This is a genomic window from Novosphingobium sp. ERW19 (genome assembly GCF_012641315.1).
Taxonomy (GTDB): Bacteria; Pseudomonadota; Alphaproteobacteria; order Sphingomonadales; family Sphingomonadaceae; genus Novosphingobium.
In genome coordinates, this window is the sequence record NZ_JABAIC010000014.1 from 39,577 (window position 1) to 57,854 (window position 18,278).

At 63.8% G+C, this 18,278-nt stretch carries 18 protein-coding genes; 8 read left to right on the top strand and 10 right to left on the bottom strand.

The features are described from left to right. Positions 1-224: 224 nt before the first annotated feature. A complete protein-coding gene (locus tag HGI46_RS19685) occupies positions 225-1,325 on the bottom strand; it encodes an integrase (protein ID WP_168905573.1) in 1,101 nt (366 codons plus the stop codon). 357 nt (positions 1,326-1,682) lie between these two features. Here HGI46_RS19685 and HGI46_RS19690 point away from each other — a divergent pair, with 357 nt between their 5' ends. From HGI46_RS19690 to HGI46_RS19705, 4 genes are all read left to right on the top strand, one after another. Next, the gene (locus HGI46_RS19690; RefSeq protein WP_118076058.1) at positions 1,683-2,006 is read left to right on the top strand and encodes a helix-turn-helix domain-containing protein; all 324 of its coding nucleotides are present in this window, start codon (positions 1,683-1,685) and stop codon (positions 2,004-2,006) included. Next, positions 2,003-3,265: a type II toxin-antitoxin system HipA family toxin gene (locus tag HGI46_RS19695; protein WP_168905544.1), complete on the top strand. Its 1,263-nt coding sequence runs from the start codon at positions 2,003-2,005 to the stop codon at positions 3,263-3,265. The genes HGI46_RS19690 and HGI46_RS19695 overlap by 4 nt, the downstream gene beginning before the upstream one ends. 391 nt (positions 3,266-3,656) lie before the next feature. After that, positions 3,657-3,845, top strand: a complete 189-nt coding sequence (locus HGI46_RS19700) for a DUF465 domain-containing protein (protein ID WP_168905545.1) — start codon at positions 3,657-3,659, stop codon at positions 3,843-3,845. Positions 3,846-3,921: 76 nt separating this feature from the next. Next, on the top strand, positions 3,922-4,935 hold the full coding sequence (locus HGI46_RS19705) for a TerC family protein (protein ID WP_168905546.1): 1,014 nt from the start codon (positions 3,922-3,924) through the stop codon (positions 4,933-4,935). A 42-nt stretch (positions 4,936-4,977) separates the two neighbouring features. Here HGI46_RS19705 and recQ read toward each other — a convergent pair whose 3' ends face one another. From recQ to HGI46_RS19725, 4 genes are read right to left on the bottom strand one after another with little or no spacing between them, the layout of a single operon-like run. Beyond that, positions 4,978-6,777, bottom strand: a complete 1,800-nt coding sequence (gene recQ / locus HGI46_RS19710) for a DNA helicase RecQ (protein WP_346766780.1) — start codon at positions 6,775-6,777, stop codon at positions 4,978-4,980. Positions 6,778-6,830: 53 nt separating this feature from the next. After that, positions 6,831-7,286, bottom strand: a complete 456-nt coding sequence (locus HGI46_RS19715; RefSeq protein ID WP_168905547.1) for a nuclear transport factor 2 family protein — start codon at positions 7,284-7,286, stop codon at positions 6,831-6,833. A gap of 58 nt (positions 7,287-7,344) precedes the next feature. Next, positions 7,345-7,860: a hypothetical protein gene (locus HGI46_RS19720; protein ID WP_168905548.1), complete on the bottom strand. Its 516-nt coding sequence runs from the start codon at positions 7,858-7,860 to the stop codon at positions 7,345-7,347. Between the two features lie 25 nt (positions 7,861-7,885). Beyond that, complete coding sequence (locus tag HGI46_RS19725) at positions 7,886-9,079, bottom strand: cation:proton antiporter (protein WP_168905575.1); 1,194 nt, start codon at positions 9,077-9,079, stop codon at positions 7,886-7,888. 114 nt (positions 9,080-9,193) lie between these two features. Here HGI46_RS19725 and HGI46_RS19730 point away from each other — a divergent pair, with 114 nt between their 5' ends. Beyond that, entirely contained in the window at positions 9,194-9,490 is a 297-nt protein-coding gene (locus HGI46_RS19730) for a hypothetical protein (RefSeq protein WP_118075797.1), read from the top strand. 128 nt (positions 9,491-9,618) lie between these two features. Further along, complete coding sequence (locus tag HGI46_RS19735) at positions 9,619-9,891, top strand: hypothetical protein (RefSeq protein WP_168905549.1); 273 nt, start codon at positions 9,619-9,621, stop codon at positions 9,889-9,891. A gap of 1,156 nt (positions 9,892-11,047) precedes the next feature. On the opposite strand, the gene holA is transcribed toward HGI46_RS19735, so the two are convergent. The 4 genes from holA to HGI46_RS19755 form a co-directional block, all read right to left on the bottom strand. After that, a complete protein-coding gene (holA, locus tag HGI46_RS19740) occupies positions 11,048-12,070 on the bottom strand; it encodes a DNA polymerase III subunit delta (protein WP_205525334.1) in 1,023 nt (340 codons plus the stop codon). Positions 12,071-12,077: 7 nt separating this feature from the next. Beyond that, on the bottom strand, positions 12,078-12,509 hold the full coding sequence (gene lptE, locus HGI46_RS19745) for an LPS assembly lipoprotein LptE (protein ID WP_205525355.1): 432 nt from the start codon (positions 12,507-12,509) through the stop codon (positions 12,078-12,080). A gap of 58 nt (positions 12,510-12,567) precedes the next feature. Continuing rightward, a complete protein-coding gene (gene leuS / locus HGI46_RS19750; RefSeq protein WP_168905551.1) occupies positions 12,568-15,117 on the bottom strand; it encodes a leucine--tRNA ligase in 2,550 nt (849 codons plus the stop codon). 97 nt (positions 15,118-15,214) lie between these two features. Then, positions 15,215-15,622, bottom strand: coding sequence for a DUF3576 domain-containing protein (locus HGI46_RS19755; RefSeq protein WP_240946913.1), 408 nt, complete (start codon positions 15,620-15,622; stop codon positions 15,215-15,217). 483 nt (positions 15,623-16,105) lie between these two features. Here HGI46_RS19755 and HGI46_RS19760 point away from each other — a divergent pair, with 483 nt between their 5' ends. Both HGI46_RS19760 and phbB read left to right on the top strand, forming a co-directional pair. Beyond that, positions 16,106-16,891 carry a hypothetical protein gene (locus HGI46_RS19760; RefSeq protein ID WP_240946909.1) on the top strand — a complete coding sequence of 262 codons (786 nt, stop codon included), beginning with the start codon at positions 16,106-16,108 and terminating at the stop codon, positions 16,889-16,891. 153 nt (positions 16,892-17,044) lie between these two features. After that, the gene (phbB, locus tag HGI46_RS19765) at positions 17,045-17,767 is read left to right on the top strand and encodes an acetoacetyl-CoA reductase (RefSeq protein WP_118075805.1); all 723 of its coding nucleotides are present in this window, start codon (positions 17,045-17,047) and stop codon (positions 17,765-17,767) included. Positions 17,768-17,813: 46 nt separating this feature from the next. On the opposite strand, the gene HGI46_RS19770 is transcribed toward phbB, so the two are convergent. Next, the gene (locus HGI46_RS19770) at positions 17,814-18,251 is read right to left on the bottom strand and encodes a DUF4019 domain-containing protein (protein WP_168905552.1); all 438 of its coding nucleotides are present in this window, start codon (positions 18,249-18,251) and stop codon (positions 17,814-17,816) included. Between the last annotated feature and the right edge of the window lie 27 nt (positions 18,252-18,278).

Consider the following 18,278-nt stretch of genomic DNA (forward strand, 5'->3'; position numbering starts at 1 on the left):
TCGGGGCGGAAGCTACGAGCGTCGATATGGCTGCATAGGGGGCGCATTGCTCAACTTCTGCTTTCCTTCATGATCGGCAGGTTTTGGTTCGATGCGACGCTCAATGCTACTGGCCTGAACGACTGACTCTGGTCGGCAGCCACCGTCGGCGCTTAACGATCCGAAAGGCGCTATCCCGTTCTCGCGGTCCATAAGCTGCCTTTCCGGTCAGTCCGCAGGCTTTATCATTGATCCGAGAAGCGCGTGGCCAAACTCGCACTCGCCCCACTCTTTGCTGCAAGCTTTGCCCCGTAGCGCAAGACAGTACGCGCATCACGCCAACGATAGGCCTGCATAATGGCTGGCAGCCCCTCCCCGGTGGCAAAATTGTCCTGCGCAACACCAACGCGTATCGAGTGCGACGATACGCTTTTGAGCCAGCGCTCGAGCTCAGCTTCGCCCATCTGACCGAGCAGGCCCTTCTCCCAAGCCCCGCGTATCAGCCGCTTATAGATAAGGGTAATACTGTTGGGACGCAGGCGCTCGCCACCAATGCATTTCACCGACCCATCGAAATGCGTCGTCACCCGTCGCAGCAAGGGTCCCTTGTCGATTTCACCGGCCTTACGCCAGCGCGCAATCGCCGCCATGGTCGCCGGTGACAGATAAGCCTCAGCGCCTTCCTGCTTGCGGTCGGTTTTGCTCGAAGGGATGTGCAGCAGCCCTGCCCCCTCCCCGTCCGGTCCTTCAATATGCGCGACATCGATCGCGACCAGCTCGGACCGCCGGGCGGCGATGTCGTAGGCGATGCGCAGCAGCGCGGCATCGCGCAAACCGAGTTCGTCGCGGCGACACGCCTTGAGCAGGTGTGCCAGACAAACGCCCGAGGCAGGGCTGTCGAGATCGGCAATGTCGCCTTTGAAGCGAATGGCGCGAGCCTGTCGCTGGCGAACCCCGAGATGGTTGCGCGCCGCCTGGCGCTCGAATTTGACGAGAGGGTCTGATGTCGGATCGGTAAGCTCCGCCATGCGGTAGGCCCAGCTCACGTGTACGAGGTAACGCTCGATCGTCGCCATGGCGCGTGTCTTGAGGTCCGTCGCTTCGGTTCCGGCCAGCGCACGGATCCAGGCGGCAACGTCAGCAGGACCGGCCCCGGCGGGCTGCACCTGCCGCCCCCTGCACCACTGCCCCCACAGGGTCAGGTCCGAGCGGAAGGCGCGGCGGGTGTTGTCGGACCACCCGCGCATGGCGGCATCGAGCAGCGCCTCGTCAATGCGTACGCCGGCGCCGACCAGCGTGCGCACGTCAGCCACAAGGTCGCTTGGTTCGACGGCACGCTTGATCATCGCACGTCTGGCAAGAGTGGCGGGCGGGCTTTTCCGCATGTCGGCGATGATAGCCGGGCCAATCTCATATGAATAGGGTAGTGATAACGATCCATTATCAATACAAGAGGAATAGCGCCCCCTTAGTTCGTCGCGCAATGTTTCACGTAGGCAGCCAAAGGACTGATTTCACGATTCGCTCGGGGGATTATAAACTCTCCGGAATCCATCCTGCGGCCTATCGGGCAGTCGTCCGGAACGTTACCACGAACTTCACCGTCAAAAGCCAACACCTCTTCGGCGTCTTGCGGAACCTCGCTCATGAGCCAAATATGGCCCCTATTTTGACTTCAGCGCAAATATAGGCCATATATGGCCATGTTTTTCACGCTTCATGATCAACTGACAGGCCTCGGCAAACGGATCAAGGCCCGCCGACTGGCGCTTGACCTCACCCAGCAAGCGGCCGCTGCCAAAGCAGGCGTGGCCCATAGAACATGGCGGCGAATGGAGGCCGAAGGCAGGGCTTCGATCGAGGATATGGTGCGGGCAGCCATCGCACTGCGCTGCGATGAGGGCATTGTCGCGCTGTTTCCGCAAGTGCCGGCAACCAGCATGGATGAACTGCTTGCACAGCAGCGTCAGGCAGCCAAACGGCAGCGCAAGCGTGCCAGCGGGCGCTCGGGCGGAATTGGGTCATGAAACTGGCTCCGGGAACGCCTTTGGCGATTGGACTGCTGACCGACGAGACTGCAGCGCCGCGTTCTGTCGGCAGGCTGACAATGGCGAGCGGATTGGCTCAGCTCGAATGGTCGGGAGAGATCATCGCTGTGCGCCTTCCGATATCTCCGCTGCACTATCCGGCTGAACCGGGCCTGCACCCTGCCCGCAGCCGAATTTTCGAAGGCCTTCACGGTTTCCTTTCAGACTGCCTGCCCGACGCCTGGGGCATGCTGCTGTTGAAGCGGCGCCTCCAAAGGATGGGTCACTGGTTCGAAGACCTTAATGCAGTCGACCGGCTCGCCCTTGTGGGCACGAGGGGTCGGGGAGCCCTCGTCTTCCAGCCTGAATCGCTTGGGTTCGAGGCTTCAGGTACCATTGATCTCGATGCTCTGGCCGATGAATCGCGCCAGGTTCTGCTCGGCGAGGAGACAGAGCTCGAAGCGCTGCTGGCACGCCTGGGCGGCGGCTCTGGCGGAGCGCGGCCGAAAGTTCACGTGGCGATCGACGCGGACGGCAAGCTGTCCGCCGGAGACGAGCTCGCTGCAGCGGGAAACAAGAGCGCGGGTGAGGAATGGATCGTCAAGTTTGCAGCGACCAATGACCCTGCCGATATCGGGCCGTTGGAAGAGGCCTACGCCCGGATGGCCCGCGCCGCAGGCATCGATATGGCGGAGACGCGATTGATCCCGGCGGCGAACGGTCCGGGTCATTTCGCGACAAGGCGCTTCGACCGACCGGCACCGGGCAAGCGGCTGCACATGGTCAGCCTCGGCGGAGTGCTTGAAGCTTCGTCGCATATGCCCAGCGTCGATTATGACGGTTTCCTGAAGGCGACCCTGGCCATCACCCACAGCATGGCAGACGTCGAGCAGGCCTTCCGCCGCATGGTCTTCAACGTGCTTGCGCGAAACCGGGATGATCATGTCCGCCAGCATGCTTACCTCATGAATGATCTGGGAGACTGGCGGCTCGCGCCGGCCTTCGACCTCACGTTCTCAAACGGCCCCGGCGGCGAGCATTACATGGCCGTCTTGGGCGAAGGTCGCACCATCACCCGAGAGCATGTCGAGAAGCTCGCAAAGGTCCATGGGGTTTCGCCGAAGCGTACGGCTTCCATCTTAGACGACGTTCGTGCAGCGCTTTCCGATTGGGCGTTGCATGCGCGTGACGTGGGGGTCGGGATATCTCAGGCCGCTGTGTCAGAAGGCTTGGATCTGGTAGCCCGGGAGTTTGCGTAAGGTTGGCATCGCTCGACCTCGTGTCTCGAGCGATGGTGTAGCCGGGCTCGATCCGCGACCAGAACTGGCTGGCAGAAAATGGGATCATACCCACCGGTCCGAGAGTTTCCAGCAGCGGCTTGACGGTCGACAATCTCAGGGAAGCCTTCCTGAACAGTGCTTTGAACATGTCTCTTGCAATTTAGAGCGAATCACTCCACATTGTTTGGGCGGACCGGGCCCCTCTGGCGCGGCGTTCTGGCCATTGTGGCAGTTCGCTTCGTGATGTCGGACCGCATCGGGTGATGCCGATGCTCTGGGTCCGGGTTCAATCCCCCCTCCTTCCGGACCAGTGGGTCCAGCGCGCGGCATCTCCCGATCGAAACGCAATTGCTTTCGAAGGGTTTTCATGATGTCTGACCGTTACTTCCATCTGCTCGAACACCACCAGAAGCTTGACGATGCGCTGCGCATCGCGCGCGACCCGCTTGATGTGCTGCGACTGCGCAGCCTCAAGAACGCCGTGAAGGCGCGGCTTGCGGCGCTGCTCCTGCGCGGCCCGGAAGCCGCAGGTTTTCCGGCGCCCCTGGCAACAGTCTGACACAGAGGAACGCCCCCGCGCTCCAGGCATTGCCGAGGCAATTGCGGGACGTGCGGGGGCACAAGGAGTCTGACTGATGGAATTCCTTTTTGCAGACTGGCTGGGCACGCCTGCGTGGTTCTGGCTGGCCTTCCTCGGCCTTGTCGTGGCGCTGACCGCGTTTGACCTTGGCGTCCTCCACAAGGAGGACAAGGCCATGGGCATTGGTGAATCGCTGAAGCTGACGGCGTTCTACATCACCATTGCACTGCTGTTCGGCGCGTGGGTCTGGGCCGAGAAGGGCGCGGACCTGGGGATGAAGTATTACACCGGCTTCTTCATCGAGAAGGCGCTGTCGATCGACAATGTCTTCGTGATCAGCCTGATCTTCACGTTCTTCGCCATTCCGCCCAAGTACCAGTACCGTGCCCTGCTGTGGGGCATCGTCGCCGTGATATTCCTGCGCGGCGCGATGATCGCAGGCGGCGCCGCGCTGGTCGAACAGGCCTACTGGGTGCTGTACATCTTTGCCGCGTTCCTGGTGTTCACCGGCATCAAGATGTTTTTCGCCAACGACCATGACCCGGACATCGGCAACAACCCTGCCGTGCGCTGGATCAGCCGCCACATGCGCGTGACCAAGGAGCTGCATGACCAGCACTTCTTCGTGAAGGTGCCGGACGAGAAGACCGGCAAGATGGTCAACGCGGCAACGCCGCTGTTCCTGGCACTGGTGGTCATCAACCTTGCCGACCTTGTGTTCGCGGTGGATTCGGTCCCGGCGATCTTTGCGATCACGACCGATACCTTCATCGTCTATACCTCGAACATCATGGCGATCCTCGGCCTGCGCGCGCTGTATTTTGCACTGGCGGCGATGATCGACCGCTTCGCTTACCTCAAGTATGCGCTGGCCGCCGTGCTGGTGTTCATAGGCTCGAAGATCTTCGTCGCCGACTTCCTGCTGGGCGGCGACAAGTTCCCGCCGGTGCTCAGCCTTGGCGTCACTTTCGCGCTGATTGCGGGCGGCGTCGCCTATTCGCTGTGGAAGACGCGGGGGCAGCCCCTGCACGATCCGGCCGAGCCGATTGCCTCGGGCACGATCAACTGAGCATGCCCCCTCCCCTGACCGGGAGGGGGCTTTGCTTTCAGCTTACCACTGCCGGATCACTTCGAGGAAACGATCGCCATAGGCATCAAGCTTGCGCGAGCCGACACCGCCGATCTGGCCGAGTTCGGTGAGGCTGGCCGGGCGCGTGGCCGCCATTTCGCGCAGGACGGAATCGTGGAAGATCACGTAAGGGGGCACGCCGTTCTCGCGCGCGAGATCGCGGCGGAGATTGCGCAGGGCATCGAACAGGGGATCGCCCACCGGGTTGAGCGCAGCCCCTGTACCGCTGCGGCGGCGACCTGAGCGGCCTTCCTTCTTCGGCACGAGGACGAGGGGCACATCCGCTTCGCCCTTGAGGATGGCGCGGGCATCGCCTCCCAGGGCGAGGCCGCCGTGTTCCGTGGCCACAAGGGCGCCTCTTGCCTGCAGGGCGCGGGCCAGAGGGCGCAGCAGCGGGGCTTCATCGCTGGTAACGATGCCAAACACGGAAAGCTGGTCGTGCCCGCGCTGGGTCACGCGATCGTCGGCAACACCCGTGAGAACTTTCTCGACGTAGCCGAAGCCGAACGACTGTCCGGTGCGGTAGACGGCGGAGAGCAGCTTGCGGGCAACCTCGGTGGCATCGGTGACGCGCGGGGCTTCCAGGCAGTTGTCGCAATTGCCGCACGACGGTGGCGGGTTCTCGCCGAAGTGGCGCAGCAGCAGGGCGCGGCGACAGTGCGGGGTTTCGACCAAGGACGCGAGCGCATCGATGCGGGTGCGTTCGCCGGCGCGGCGGTGCTCTTCGACTTCGGCGAGGCGCTGGCGGGCGCGCATGAAATCTTCCGCGCCCCACAGCATGACTGCCACCGAAGGATCGCCATCGCGCCCGGCACGGCCGGTTTCCTGGTAATAGCTTTCGATCGATTTCGGGCATGCGGCGTGGGCGACGAAGCGCACGTCGGGCTTGTCGATACCCATGCCAAAGGCGACCGTGGCGACCATGACCATGTCTTCGGAGGCGACGAAGCGCGCCTGGTTTTCGGCCCTCACCTGCGGATCGAGCCCGGCGTGATAGGGCAGGACGGGGCGACCGCTGGCCTGCAGCTGCTGGCTGAGCTTTTCCACCTGCGCACGAGTGGGCGCATAGACGATGCCGGGGCCGGGGTTTTCGGCGATGACCGTCATCAGCTGGCGCAAGGGATTGTCGCGCGGAGTGATGGCGTAGCGGATGTTGGGGCGGTCAAAGCCCGCTACGATCAGGCCCTCTTCGGGGATGCCGAGCTGGGCGAGGATATCGGCGCGGGTGTGGCGGTCGGCAGTGGCGGTCAGCGCGAGGCGCGGCACCTCCGGGAAAGCGTCCATCAGCGGACGCAGGAGGCGGTAATCGGGGCGGAAGTCGTGGCCCCACTCGGAGACGCAGTGCGCCTCGTCGATGGCGAACATGGCGACGCGGCCGCGCGTCAGCATCTCGAGGAAGTGCGGCTGGCTGGCGCGTTCGGGGGCGACGTAGAGCAGATCGAGATCGCCCGACAGGAAACGGTCGATGGTCTGGCCGCGGTCCAGGTCGACGCTGGTCAGCGTAGCGGCGCGGATGCCGTTGGCGGTGGCGCTGCGCAGCTGGTCATGCATCAACGCGATCAGAGGGGAGACTACGACGCAGGTGCCGGGCAGCATGACGGCGGGGAGCTGATAGGTCAGCGACTTGCCCGCACCGGTGGGCATGACGGCAAGCGTCGAGCGGCTCTGCAGCACACGCTCGACCACGTCCTGTTGCACGCCGCGAAAGGCGTTGAAGCCGAACACGGCGTGGAGACGGTCGAGGATTTCGGGTTCCGGGAATACGGTGTCGGTAAGGCTCACGGCCCCGCTATGGCAGATCGCGTGCTGTCATTCCACGCCGGATGCGCCCGAAACTATTCGCCGACGATCACGTGCAGGCGGCTGATGCGGCTGGTGACGATCTTCCAGCCGTCTGCCTCCTTGCGGTAGGTTTCGTGGTAGTGGCCCATGCCGTGGAGGAAGGGCTTGCCATCGGCGTCCCAGATCTGGTCTTCCATGGCGATCACGCCGCGCGCCTCTGTTTCCGAAAGCAGTTCGATCTCGTGGCAGTGGCCGTGGTGGACGGTGCGCAAGGCGTCGACGGCGGCTTCGACGAAGGCGGCAATGGCGTCACCGCCCGAGTGCGTCCAGTTCTCCGCGTCCTCGGCGGGTTCGATGGAGAGCGAGCAGGAGGCATCGAACACGGCGTCGTCGGCGAAGACTGCGCGCAGGCCGGCGTAGTCCTTGGTGTCCATGCAGCGGAAATAGCGGGCCTTGAGCTGCTTGATTTCCTCGATGGCGATCAGGCGGGTGACGGGATCGATGGACATGGCGGGCCTCTCCGGTGTTTTGCCGCAGGAGAGGGGAGAATGCGCGGACGCGCCACTCTTACTTGTGCGAGAGTTCCCTCGCCGAAAGATCGGCCAGCCACTGCGGGGGCTGCCCGGTGCGCGCCCAGTCTATGCCCCAGGCGAACGTGGCATAGAGCGCGGCGAGCGTGAGCAGGGCCATGAGGAACCAGTATCCCGGTCCATAGGCGGTAACATGCTGCGGATCATCGCGGCGGTACCAGATGCGGAACACGCTGGAGGGCTTCCGCGACCGCTGCACCTGCCGACCGACCATGGCATGAACGCGGGTGCCGTCGGCCGTTTCGAAGACGACCTCGTCCTCGATCCAGCGCTTGCCCTCGCCATCGCGGATGTCGAAGCCGCGCAGGGTACCGATGAACTGCTGCATGTGGACGAAATCATCCAGCCGCTCGAGGTCGCTGTAGCCGCCGCGCCAGACATGCGCGACCGCGACCTGCCAGCCGGTGAGCAGCGTGACGCCGCGGTACAGGCACCAGCACAGGCCGAGCACGAGTGCGGCAACGCCCGCCATGAGGAGATCGACGGCTTCCATGCCGGCGATGCTTACCGCGACGGCGTTAATGGACCGTTGGCGCAGGCAACGCCTTCAGCCTGGGGGTGACCAGCGGAACGGTCAGCATCGTGCTCATCACAGCCATCAGCAGCAAGGCGGTGAAAGTCTCGTTGGTGACAATGCCTTTGTCGAGCAGGACGTTGACGAAGATGATCATGATCAGCGCCTTGGTCTGCAGCAGCCAGCCGATGATCGAGGCCTCGCCCTTGGCCCAGCCGAGCACGCGGCCGGCAATGCGCACACCGACAAGCTTGCCGGTGACCGAGGCGACGAGGAACAGGAAGGCAGCGCCAAACACGGCAAGGCCGCCGACATCCCACTTGGTGCGCAGGCCGGTCGAAAGGAAGAACACGGGCATTACGGCAAGCAGCAGGAACTGGCGGAAGCTGTCGAGCCGCTCGCGCGTGAACCAGTGCGCATCGAGCACGGCCCCTGCCAGAAACGCGCCGACCATGAAGTGCAGGCCGGACCAGTCCGCGGCGAAGCCGACCATGGCCAGCCAGATCAGCGAGACGTACCAGCGATCGCTCTCAGGCAGGCGGCGGAACAGGGCTCGCACCGCCCAAGAGGCCACCGTGAAGGCGGCGAGGAAGATGCCCTGCCGACCGACCCGCTCCCAATCCACGAGGATCAGCGCGAGCACGCCCCAGATCGCCACGTCATCAAGGCTGGCATAACGCAGGATGCGCTGGCCCAAAGGCTCGCGGAAGATGCCCAGCTTTTCCATCAGGAGCACGAGAATGGGCAGCGCGGTGACGGCGCAGGCCATGCCGATGCCGAGGACGACTTGCGCATAGTTGCCTTTGGGACCGATCCAGCCGGGGGTCTGCAACAGCAGCGCAGCCGCGGCGGCGCCGAACACCAGCGGCGTCAAAAGAGCGCCTGCAGCGGTAATCGCGGTTTCGCGGCGATTGGCCCAGGCATCGGTCAGGTCAAGCTCAAGGCCCGCGGCGAACACGAACATCATCACCGCCCACCACGCGATGCCGTTCAGCGAGCCGATCACCTGTGGATTGAAAACGAAGGCGTAATAGTCAGGAAATGCCGCACCCAGCACGCCGGGACCAAGCAGGATGCCGCCGATGATCTGCACGACGACGAGCGGCGCCCAGTAATCGGTGCGCAGCAGGCGCCAGACCAGAAAGGGAACGGCAAGGATGATCGTGAGCGCGATCAGGAACACTTCCGTCGTGCCCATTGCGGGCGCAGCTGCCGTCACCATCTATCCCCCGTGTTGCCATCGTCTATGCAACGGTGCGACGGCTTGTTCAATTGATCTCAAAGGCCATATCCTGCGTGAAGGAGGCGGCCAATGACCTTTGACCTCGGCAAGGCCCTGTTGCGCAAGGAAGAATACGAATCCGCAAGGCTGACGGAGTTCGAGTTTGCCGAAATGGTGCGGGCGCTGAAGGCGTTGGCAGGGGAACTTGAAGCGCCGGTGGGACCGATGCTGGGGGTGCTGGCCGAACGCGGACTTGGCCAAGCGCTCAGTCACCTAGCACAACTGGCCGGGCGTGACGTGGAAGCGGATTACCTGCGCTGCAGGGCAAGCGCGCGGGCCAGGCTGATCGACGAGCGCGGCGATCCCTCTCCGGTAAGACTCGGTTGACAGGAATCTTACCGCTTAACCATCGCGCGGCTCCGGCAAGGTGCGCTGCCGTCGGTTAAGCGCAGGTTTGCCGAGGCCTGACAGCTTCTCCTCATGGCGGGTTGGTCCGCCGCGAGAGGAGAGTGGCCATGGGCTTCGAGATGCGCGACAGCTTCGTTCGGCGCGAAGAATGCAAGGCGGCGTGGGAAAGCGAAGTGGAGTTCGCCGAGATGGCGCGCGTGCTCAAGGCATTGGCGGCCGAGCTGGGACAGGACACCGATGCCGCGCTGGGAGAGCTCGCTGCACATGGCATTGGCGCCGCCCTGGGTATTCTGGCAGGAGAGGCCGAAGGATCGGACGTGGAGGCCGACTACCTGAGGCGGCGGGCCATGGCGAGGGTGGCGGCAAGCCGCCTGCAGTAAAGAGACGGCACGCCCGCTGTTCTTGCGGCGTCCGCTTGGCCAAAGCGATACCGTTTCGGCGTTTGTCCCGCATGAGCTGTCCGAGGCAGCGCAAGGCGCTTGTTCGAGCAACGCTGCCGGCAGGGCCGCAGGCAGCGGGATTTTGGCCTCGATACTGTTCCCCGGCGAACTGTGTATCTCGCGGGCCGTGAAGAACGCGATTTGCGTTCGCGTAGGTCGGCGGCTGAACTGCCCTCGCCTGTGCGCGCTTTGGAAACCGGGATAGGGCCCATTTCATCGAACCCACAGCGCGTCCTGCCCTTGCTTTTGGCAATGCATTCGAACCCAGCGTATGCAGCGGGCAGAGCTCGCCGGCGCCCTCCCTCTTCCAGATAACCTCATTGGCATCCGCCTGACGCGAAACGCGCGAATGCCGCGTCGCGTTCTTGACGGCCAATTAGCCCTGATTGCCAATGATCTTGCGGCCGATCACCCGGCCGGGCAAGCTCGGCCAGATGCACAAGTTGCGCCCTAGCGCATTGCCTGAGGGTGCCCGCGACCATGGATCACCAGCGAAACATCGCGCCAGGCCTGGTGTCCTGTGTGAAAGAATGACGCAGCTTGAGCCTGTGCGCCCCTGGCAGCTGCAGTTCGCGCTTGTCTGCACCGTTCACCCGCGCTGACACATCAGCGATGACCTGTCGAAATGCCTGAAGAGACTGTGGCGCGTCATCAGGCGCTGCGGCACGATGAGAGTCAGACAACGGACGGGTGCCAGGATCGAGCCTGGCGGACTCCTGCGAGTGAGCCCAGACCGTGCCCACGGGCGCGGCGAAATCGATGAAGTAGCGTTATCTGGCTATGGCAACCAACGCACGTGCAGCGCCTTGGGAAGATCACCTCGGCGCTGCCTGCCTCACCCTTTCGGCGTCCTGAGAGTGACCTCAAACCTGCAAGGAAAGCCGAAACTCAATCAGAGTCAACTTGAACAGCGTGCGCGGTTGCGGCATCTAGCCCCTGCCCGACTTCGGGCAAACCATGGTGCGACCGCACCGAACTTGAACCCTGCCACTCCGCACAGTTGGCGGGGTTTCTTTTTGCCGAGATCTCGGAGGTCGGGGGAGGTAGCCGCTTCACGCCAATAAGGGATTCGGTCAAACGCGTAGCAAGACGCGCTCTATCGTGCTGCAGCACGCGCAATTTCTGCAAGGCCCTGCGCCAGCGCCAGGTCCCCGTTCCGATTGTCGGCGATCAGTGTGCGATGCAATAGAACCAGCCTCTCGCACAGGCGCACAAGCCGCGGGCCACGCCAGCGCTTGAGTTGCTGGGTCAGGTCGGCACGGTCTCGGAAGAACACCCGGCGCGCGTCGCTTTCCTGTTGCATGAATGCATTGACGTCGCCGCGTTCCCCGAGCCGACCAGCGAGCTGGACCAACTGCCCGGCGCGGCGTTCAAGCGCGAGGACCAGTCCCACCGGATTCATGCCCTGTTCGCGCATGCGGGAAAGTTCGGCCGGAATGCGCCGCACCTCGCCGCCAAGGACGGCGTTGACCAGCGGCATCATGCCATCGTCCTCGCTGACCGCGCAGACGTCGTCGAGGTCCGCCGCTGTCGCTGTTCGCGGCGCCTGCGGGCTGGCGTCGAGATAGAGCGCGATCTTCTCCAGCTCGCTTCGGGCCATGCGCGTATCGAGCGCGGTCGCACGGGCGACTCGCTCCGACAGCTCGTCGGTCATGCGCACACCCATCGCATCGGCCGAACTCCGGATCGCACTGGCGACCGATTTGAGGTCTGGCGGATGGAACATGCCGACCAGCGCATCGGCGCGGCTTTCCAGCAATTTGGCAATGCGCGACTTGTCGGTGGCCGAACTGGCGACGATCAGGACCGGCCAGCCGTCGACAGGGCTTTGCAGCAGGGTTTCGACGGCGTCGTGCGCATCGTCGCCGGTCGCCCGGACATGAATGATCCGCCTGTCGCCAAACAACGAGACCGAACGCGCCTCGTCAGCGAGGCGCACCGGGTCGCGCTTGAGTTCGGCTCCGCCCAGATCGACCTTTTCCGCCTCGCCCAACATGCCTGCGATCTTCGCGGCGGCATCACTGGCACCCGATTCATCCGGCCCGCAGAAATAGAAGATGCGGCAGTCCTTTACCGCGCGCGCCGCATTTGCCCAAAAGTTCTTCTGGGTGACCTTCACGCCCGCCTCAGGAGCGCTTGCGCAAGCGGACCGAGACGCGCGTGACGATCTGGTCGGCCACTTCCTGCGACAGGTTTTCAAGCGCTGTCTGTTCGGCCGCGATCACCGCGTATTCGCTGTTGACCACATCGAACCCGGCGTCCGATCCCGCGGTCGCATCAAGGACCACTTCACCGTTCTGCATGTCAACCAGCTGGTAGCGCGCGCGCAGGGTGCGGCGTTCGCGCGTGATCGCATCGTTGGAAAGCTGGCCCAACCCCTCCACGCGATCGTCCAGCCGGACATCGAGCCGATAGCGAGCGCCAGTCCCTGCCGCGCCTGCACCCAGACGATCGACCAGCGCGTTGCGTACGTGCCAGCCAGACTGCCCCTCGATCGGCGAGATAGTGACGTCGGCAAGCGCGCGCGCGACTTCGCCCTTGCCGCCGCCTGCGTACATTGGCTGCAGACCGCAACCGGAAAGCAGCGCAAGCGGCGCGAGGATCAGGACGAGGCGCTCAGGCGACAAGGTTCACCAGACGGTCAGGCACGACGATCACCTTCTTCACTTCCGCCCCTTCAAGTGCACGCTGCACTTTCTCGGAAGCAAGGGCAAGGCGTTCGAGCTCTTCCTTCGGCGTCCCCTTGGCCACAGTCAGGGTATCACGCAGCTTGCCCTTGACCTGGATGGCAACGGTGACTTCATCATCGACCAGCAGTGCGGGATCGACTTCGGGCCAGGCCTCGTCGGCAATCAGGCCGGTACGGAAACGCGCATGCGCTTCTTCGGCAAGATGCGGCATCATCGGCGCGACGAGCAGCAGGACCTTCCTGATCGCGGCGGAGCGGCTGGCGGAAGGCGCAGCCTTCTCGATTGCGCCGGTCAGTTCGTAGATCCGCGCCACGGCCTTGTTGAAGCCCAGTGCCTCGATGTCGGAGGCAACAGCGTGGACGGTCTGGTGCGCCTTGCGATCCAGCGCCTTGTCCTCGCCGCTCGCCGCAGCGTCGTACTGGCCGAACAGGCGCCACAAGCGCTGAACAAAGCGTGCGCAGCCTTCGATCCCGGCTTCCGACCACGGCAAGTCGCGCTCGGGCGGGGAATCCGACAGCATGAACCAGCGGATCGCGTCGGCACCGTACTTTGCGACGATCTCGTCCGGGTCCACGACGTTCTTCTTGGACTTGGACATCTTGATCACGCGGCCGATCTCGACCGGCGCGCCGTCTGCCTTCAGCGTTGCGCCATCACCACTGCGCTCAACCTCGGTGGGCGAGAAGAACACTGGCTGGCCATTCTCGGGATTCCTGCGCTCGTAGGTCTCGTGCGTGACCATGCCTTGCGTGAACAGGCTGCCGAACGGCTCGGTCACCTCGATCTTGCCGATACGGGCAAGCGCGCGGGTCCAGAAACGGGCGTAGAGCAGGTGCAGGATCGCATGTTCGATCCCGCCGATATACTGCTCCACCGGCAGCCACCGCTTGATCTCTTCCGGGTCGAACGGGCGGTCTTCCGGCTGGCTGGCAAAGCGCAGGAAGTACCACGACGAATCGACGAAAGTGTCGAGCGTATCGGTCTCGCGCCGGGCGGGATGGCCGCATTGCGGGCAATCGACATGCTTCCACGTCGGATGCCGGTCAAGCGGGTTGCCGGGCACGTCGAAGCTGACGTCGTCGGGCAAGGTCACTGGCAGCTGTTTCTTGGGCACCGGCACCACGCCGCAGACCTCGCAGTGCACGAACGGGATTGGCGTGCCCCAATAGCGCTGGCGCGAAACGCCCCAATCGCGCAGGCGCCATACCGTCTTGCCTTCGCCCCAGCCCTCGCTCTGTGCGCGGCCGATGACGGCAGCCTTGGCATCGGCGACGTTTATGCCGTTGAGGAAGTCGGAGTTGACCAGAACGCCGTCGCCGGCCTCGGCCTCACCGGCGAAGGGCTTGTTTGCATCCGCCGGATCGGCGGCCACAACGCGCAGTATCGGCAATTCGTACTTGGTGGCAAAATCGAAGTCGCGCTGGTCGTGCCCGGGCACGGCCATGATCGCACCTGTGCCGTATTCCATCAGCACGAAGTTGGCGATGTAGACTGGCAGGTACTTGCCCGTGAGCGGATGCTTGGCGCCGATCCCGGTGTCGAAGCCCAGCTTCTCGGCCGTTTCCAGTTCAGCGGCAGTGGTGCCGCCCTTCTTGCACAGCGCGATGAAGTTGGCCGCTTCGCAGTTCACCGCCGCGACGCCCTGCGCGATCGGATGGTCCGCGGCGACAGCGACGAAGCTTGCGCCGAAGATCGTGTCGGGGCGGGTGGTGTAGACCTCCACGCTCTCCCCATTGGAAAGGTCGAAGCGGAACTGCAGGCCCTGGCTCTTGCCGATCCAGTTCTCCTGCATGGTGCGGACCTTCTCGGGCCACTTGTCGAGCGTCGACAGGCCCTCGAGCAGTTCGTCGGCAAAGTCGGTGATCTTGAGGAACCACTGGTTCAGCTTGCGCTTCTCGACCAGCGCGCCCGAGCGCCAGCCGCGTCCGTCGATGACCTGCTCGTTGGCGAGCACGGTCATGTCGACCGGGTCCCAGTTGACCGTCGATTCCTTGCGGTAGACCAGGCCTGCCGCATAGAGATCAAGGAACAGCGACTGTTCATGGCCGTAATATTCCGGCTCGCAGGTTGCGATCTCGCGGCTCCAGTCGAGCGCGAAGCCAAGGCGCTTGAGCTGCGCCTTCATGTTGGCGATGTTGTCGCGGGTCCAGCCGCCGGGGTGGACGCCCTTTTCCATCGCTGCGTTTTCCGCCGGCATGCCGAAGGCGTCCCAGCCCATCGGATGCAGCACCTCGAATCCGCGCATCCGCTTGTAGCGCGCCAGCACGTCGCCCATCGTGTAATTGCGGACGTGGCCGATATGGATGCGGCCCGAGGGATAGGGAAACATCTCCAGCACGTAGCTGCGAGGCTTGGCGCTTGAGTCGTCGGCGCGGAACGACTGGCGGCTCTCCCACACCTGCTGCCAGCGGGTGTCGGCGATTGCGGGATCGAAGCGCTCAGGAGCAGGGTTGGCGGGAGCAGTGTTCTCGGTCATGGCCGCTCCTCTAGGGAGCGCTGGCGCGACACGCAAGATTCGCCTCTCGGCAAATCAGGCCCGCCCCTTGCCCTGGACCGGCGCTTTACCCGGCGCCTTATCCGGCAATCGCGGCGCGGCGCAGATCGCGCGCCTTGCTCAGGATGATGTCTTCAAGCTTCTGGACGGTGGCGGCCTGGACAGGGGCATCAATCCACTGGCCGTTCTGCGAGACCTGACGGCTGGCGGCAACGCGCAGCGCATCGGCGCGCAAGTCCTGGTCGACGATCGAGACAGTGACCTTGACACGTTCGCCCGGGTTCTTGGGGTTGGCATACCAGTCGGTCACGATGACGCCGCCGTTGCTGTCAGTCTGCAGCAGAGGCATGAACGAAAGCGCGTCGAGCGTTGCGCGCCACAGGTAGGCGTTGACGCCGATCGTGGTGACCTGGCTGGCGGCGAGATCGGCCCGCGGGCGTTCCTTCTTGCTGCAGGCGGTGACAGCCAGGGCCATGGTCCCGATCATCAGCCCACGAAGGATCAGCTGGCGGGTGCTCTGCGCGGTCTTGGCGGTCATGGTCACTACGAGACAGTCCTTGGCTTGCGGGCGTGCCGTTTCCGGGCATTGCCGCAGGTTTGCGCGCATGTGAACGCGCGTGATCGAAAGAGCCTCTATCACTGGCGCGCGCCATGCGGCAAGCGCGATGAACAAGGCAGGCATTTACGGGTTAAAATGGTCCGGGCTTGCGTGAACCGTGACTGAACATCACCATGCCTCTCCCGCGCCAAAGCGCAGTCGCTTGCCCGGCACCTGTGGATATTGCGCCACACCTTGCAAGGAAGAGTCTCTCGCCGCCACTTCTATCTGGCGTGGCACTGGAAACCTTCAGGCATTAGAGGTATTGGACAGAACAGTCCGAGTGGTGTGCAGAGTCGTTATAGCGGCAAGCCGCTCTCGGTAGCTTTATGGGGCGAATTACAGCCCGGGTTGGGGTAGAACGGACGTATCATGGTCGGCAACGGCAACAAGGCTGCAGGTAAGGGTGCGATGCGCCGCCGCCTGCGCGCGCCGTTGACAATCGGATTGGCGGCGGCGGTAGGCCTTGCCCTATCGCCGACGGTCACCTCGGCCTTCTCCAGCGGTTTCGACATGGCGCCCGTCAGCCTTGCAGCGCGCGGCGGCATCGGTTCGTTCACGCCGGCTTCGGTAGACGAACGTCTTGCTTCGCAGATCACCGTGCGTGCGCTCAAGAACGGCAAGCTGTTCCGCTTCACGCCCACCGGCACCGATACCCGGCCGACTCGCTCGGTTACCGTTGCGGTCCGTGTCGATGCGCTCAATTCGTCGAACTTCGCGGTCCGCACCGCGATGGCCGATACGGCACAGCCCGGGACTTCGCCGGTGCGCATCGCGCCGATGGCGTTCAACCTCGGCATGGCCCGTGGCTACGCCAGCTTCGCATCGCCAGCCGCCGCACCTTCGCCGCTGCATGATCTGCAGCGGATCGAGATGCCCGATCTGGCCAAGTTCAAGGCTTCTGCCCCGGCATCGACGCCGAGCCGGTTTGCGCCCCGGATCGAAGCCGAAGGCCGCGATCAGGCTGGCCGCGCACCGCGTACGCTCGAAGGCCAGGGCGATTACCAGCTGGACCTTGGCGGCAGCTATCGCCTGACCAAGAACCTCAACGTCACCGCGGGCGTGCGCTACTCGCCCGAGCGTGATCGCCTGCGCCCACTGACCGATGGCAAGCAGGACAATCAGGCCGTCTACGTCGGAACCCAGTTCCGCTTCTGATCCCGGTCGGCATCTGGCAATATTAGTTTCATTGCTGCAGCAATTCTGCAGTGCGTTTCCTCGTTCTTTTGCAGCATTTACGTATTCGGCAACTTGTCGCATCTCCGTCATGAACCTACCCTACCTGCGAGAGGGAACAAAGGAGGGTAAAGCATGTCGCGAGTTGCAGTGGTTACCGGCGGTACGCGCGGAATCGGTCAGGCGATCTGTCTGGCGCTAAAGGCGCAAGGGCGCACGGTTGTCGCCAACTATGCAGGAAACGAGGAAAAGGCCCGCGCCTTCACCGCGGAAACCGGCATTCCCGCCTACCGCTTTGACGTCGGTGATCATGAAGCCACGATCAAGGGCTGCGCACAGATCGCCGCCGAAGTCGGTGAGATCGACATCGTCGTCAACAATGCCGGCATCACCCGCGATGGCGTGCTCCACAAGATGAGCTTCGATGACTGGAACGAGGTGATGCGCATCAACCTCGGCGGATGCTTCAACATGGCCAAGGCCACGTTCCCCGGCATGCGCGAGCGCGGCTGGGGCCGCATCGTCAACATCGGTTCGATCAACGGCCAGGCCGGGCAGTACGGCCAGGTCAACTATGCCGCGGCGAAGTCCGGCATCCACGGTTTCACCAAGGCTCTGGCGCAGGAAGGCGCCAAGTACGGCGTGACCGTCAACGCAATCGCGCCGGGCTATATCGACACCGACATGGTTGCCGCCGTGCCGGCGCCAGTGCTGGAAAAGATCGTTGCCAAGATCCCGGTCGGCCGTCTCGGCCACGCCGAGGAAATCGCTCGTGGCGTCGCCTTCCTCACGGCGGACGAGGGTGGTTTCGTGACCGGCTCGACCATGTCGCTGAACGGCGGCCAGCACATGTACTGATGCGCCAAGGCCCCGCCTCACGCGGAGAGCGGGGCCTTTGCTTGGCTTACACGGCGGTTATGCCGGTCACCTTCCAGCCGCCGTCTTCCGACGCCATTTGCAGCGTTTCGGTCACTTCACCCGCTTCTGCGTAGCGCGCCTTGAAGGTAACGGTCCAATAGCCGTTGGGCGGTGCAGGCGTGAAATCGACCCGCTCGAGCCTGCGCGTGATCGGCTTGCCGACGCGGCCCCGCACGCCGTCGGAGGCCTTCGCCCACCAGTCCACAGTGTTGAGCAACTGGAACGATTTGTGCGTTGCCTGCCAGCTTGCGGCCCAGTCATCGCGATCGATCAGAGCAAGGAACGCCTCGGCTGAGCGCACTGCCGCCTGCTCGCTTACTGCAGTTGGCACTACGACGGGGGACGAGCTGAGAGATGTGGTTGCTGGCGCCTGTTCGGTGCTGGAAAGCGCGGTAAGGGCGAGCAAGGCAAGGCTGATGGTCATGGCAGATCCTCCAATGATCCAGCCAAG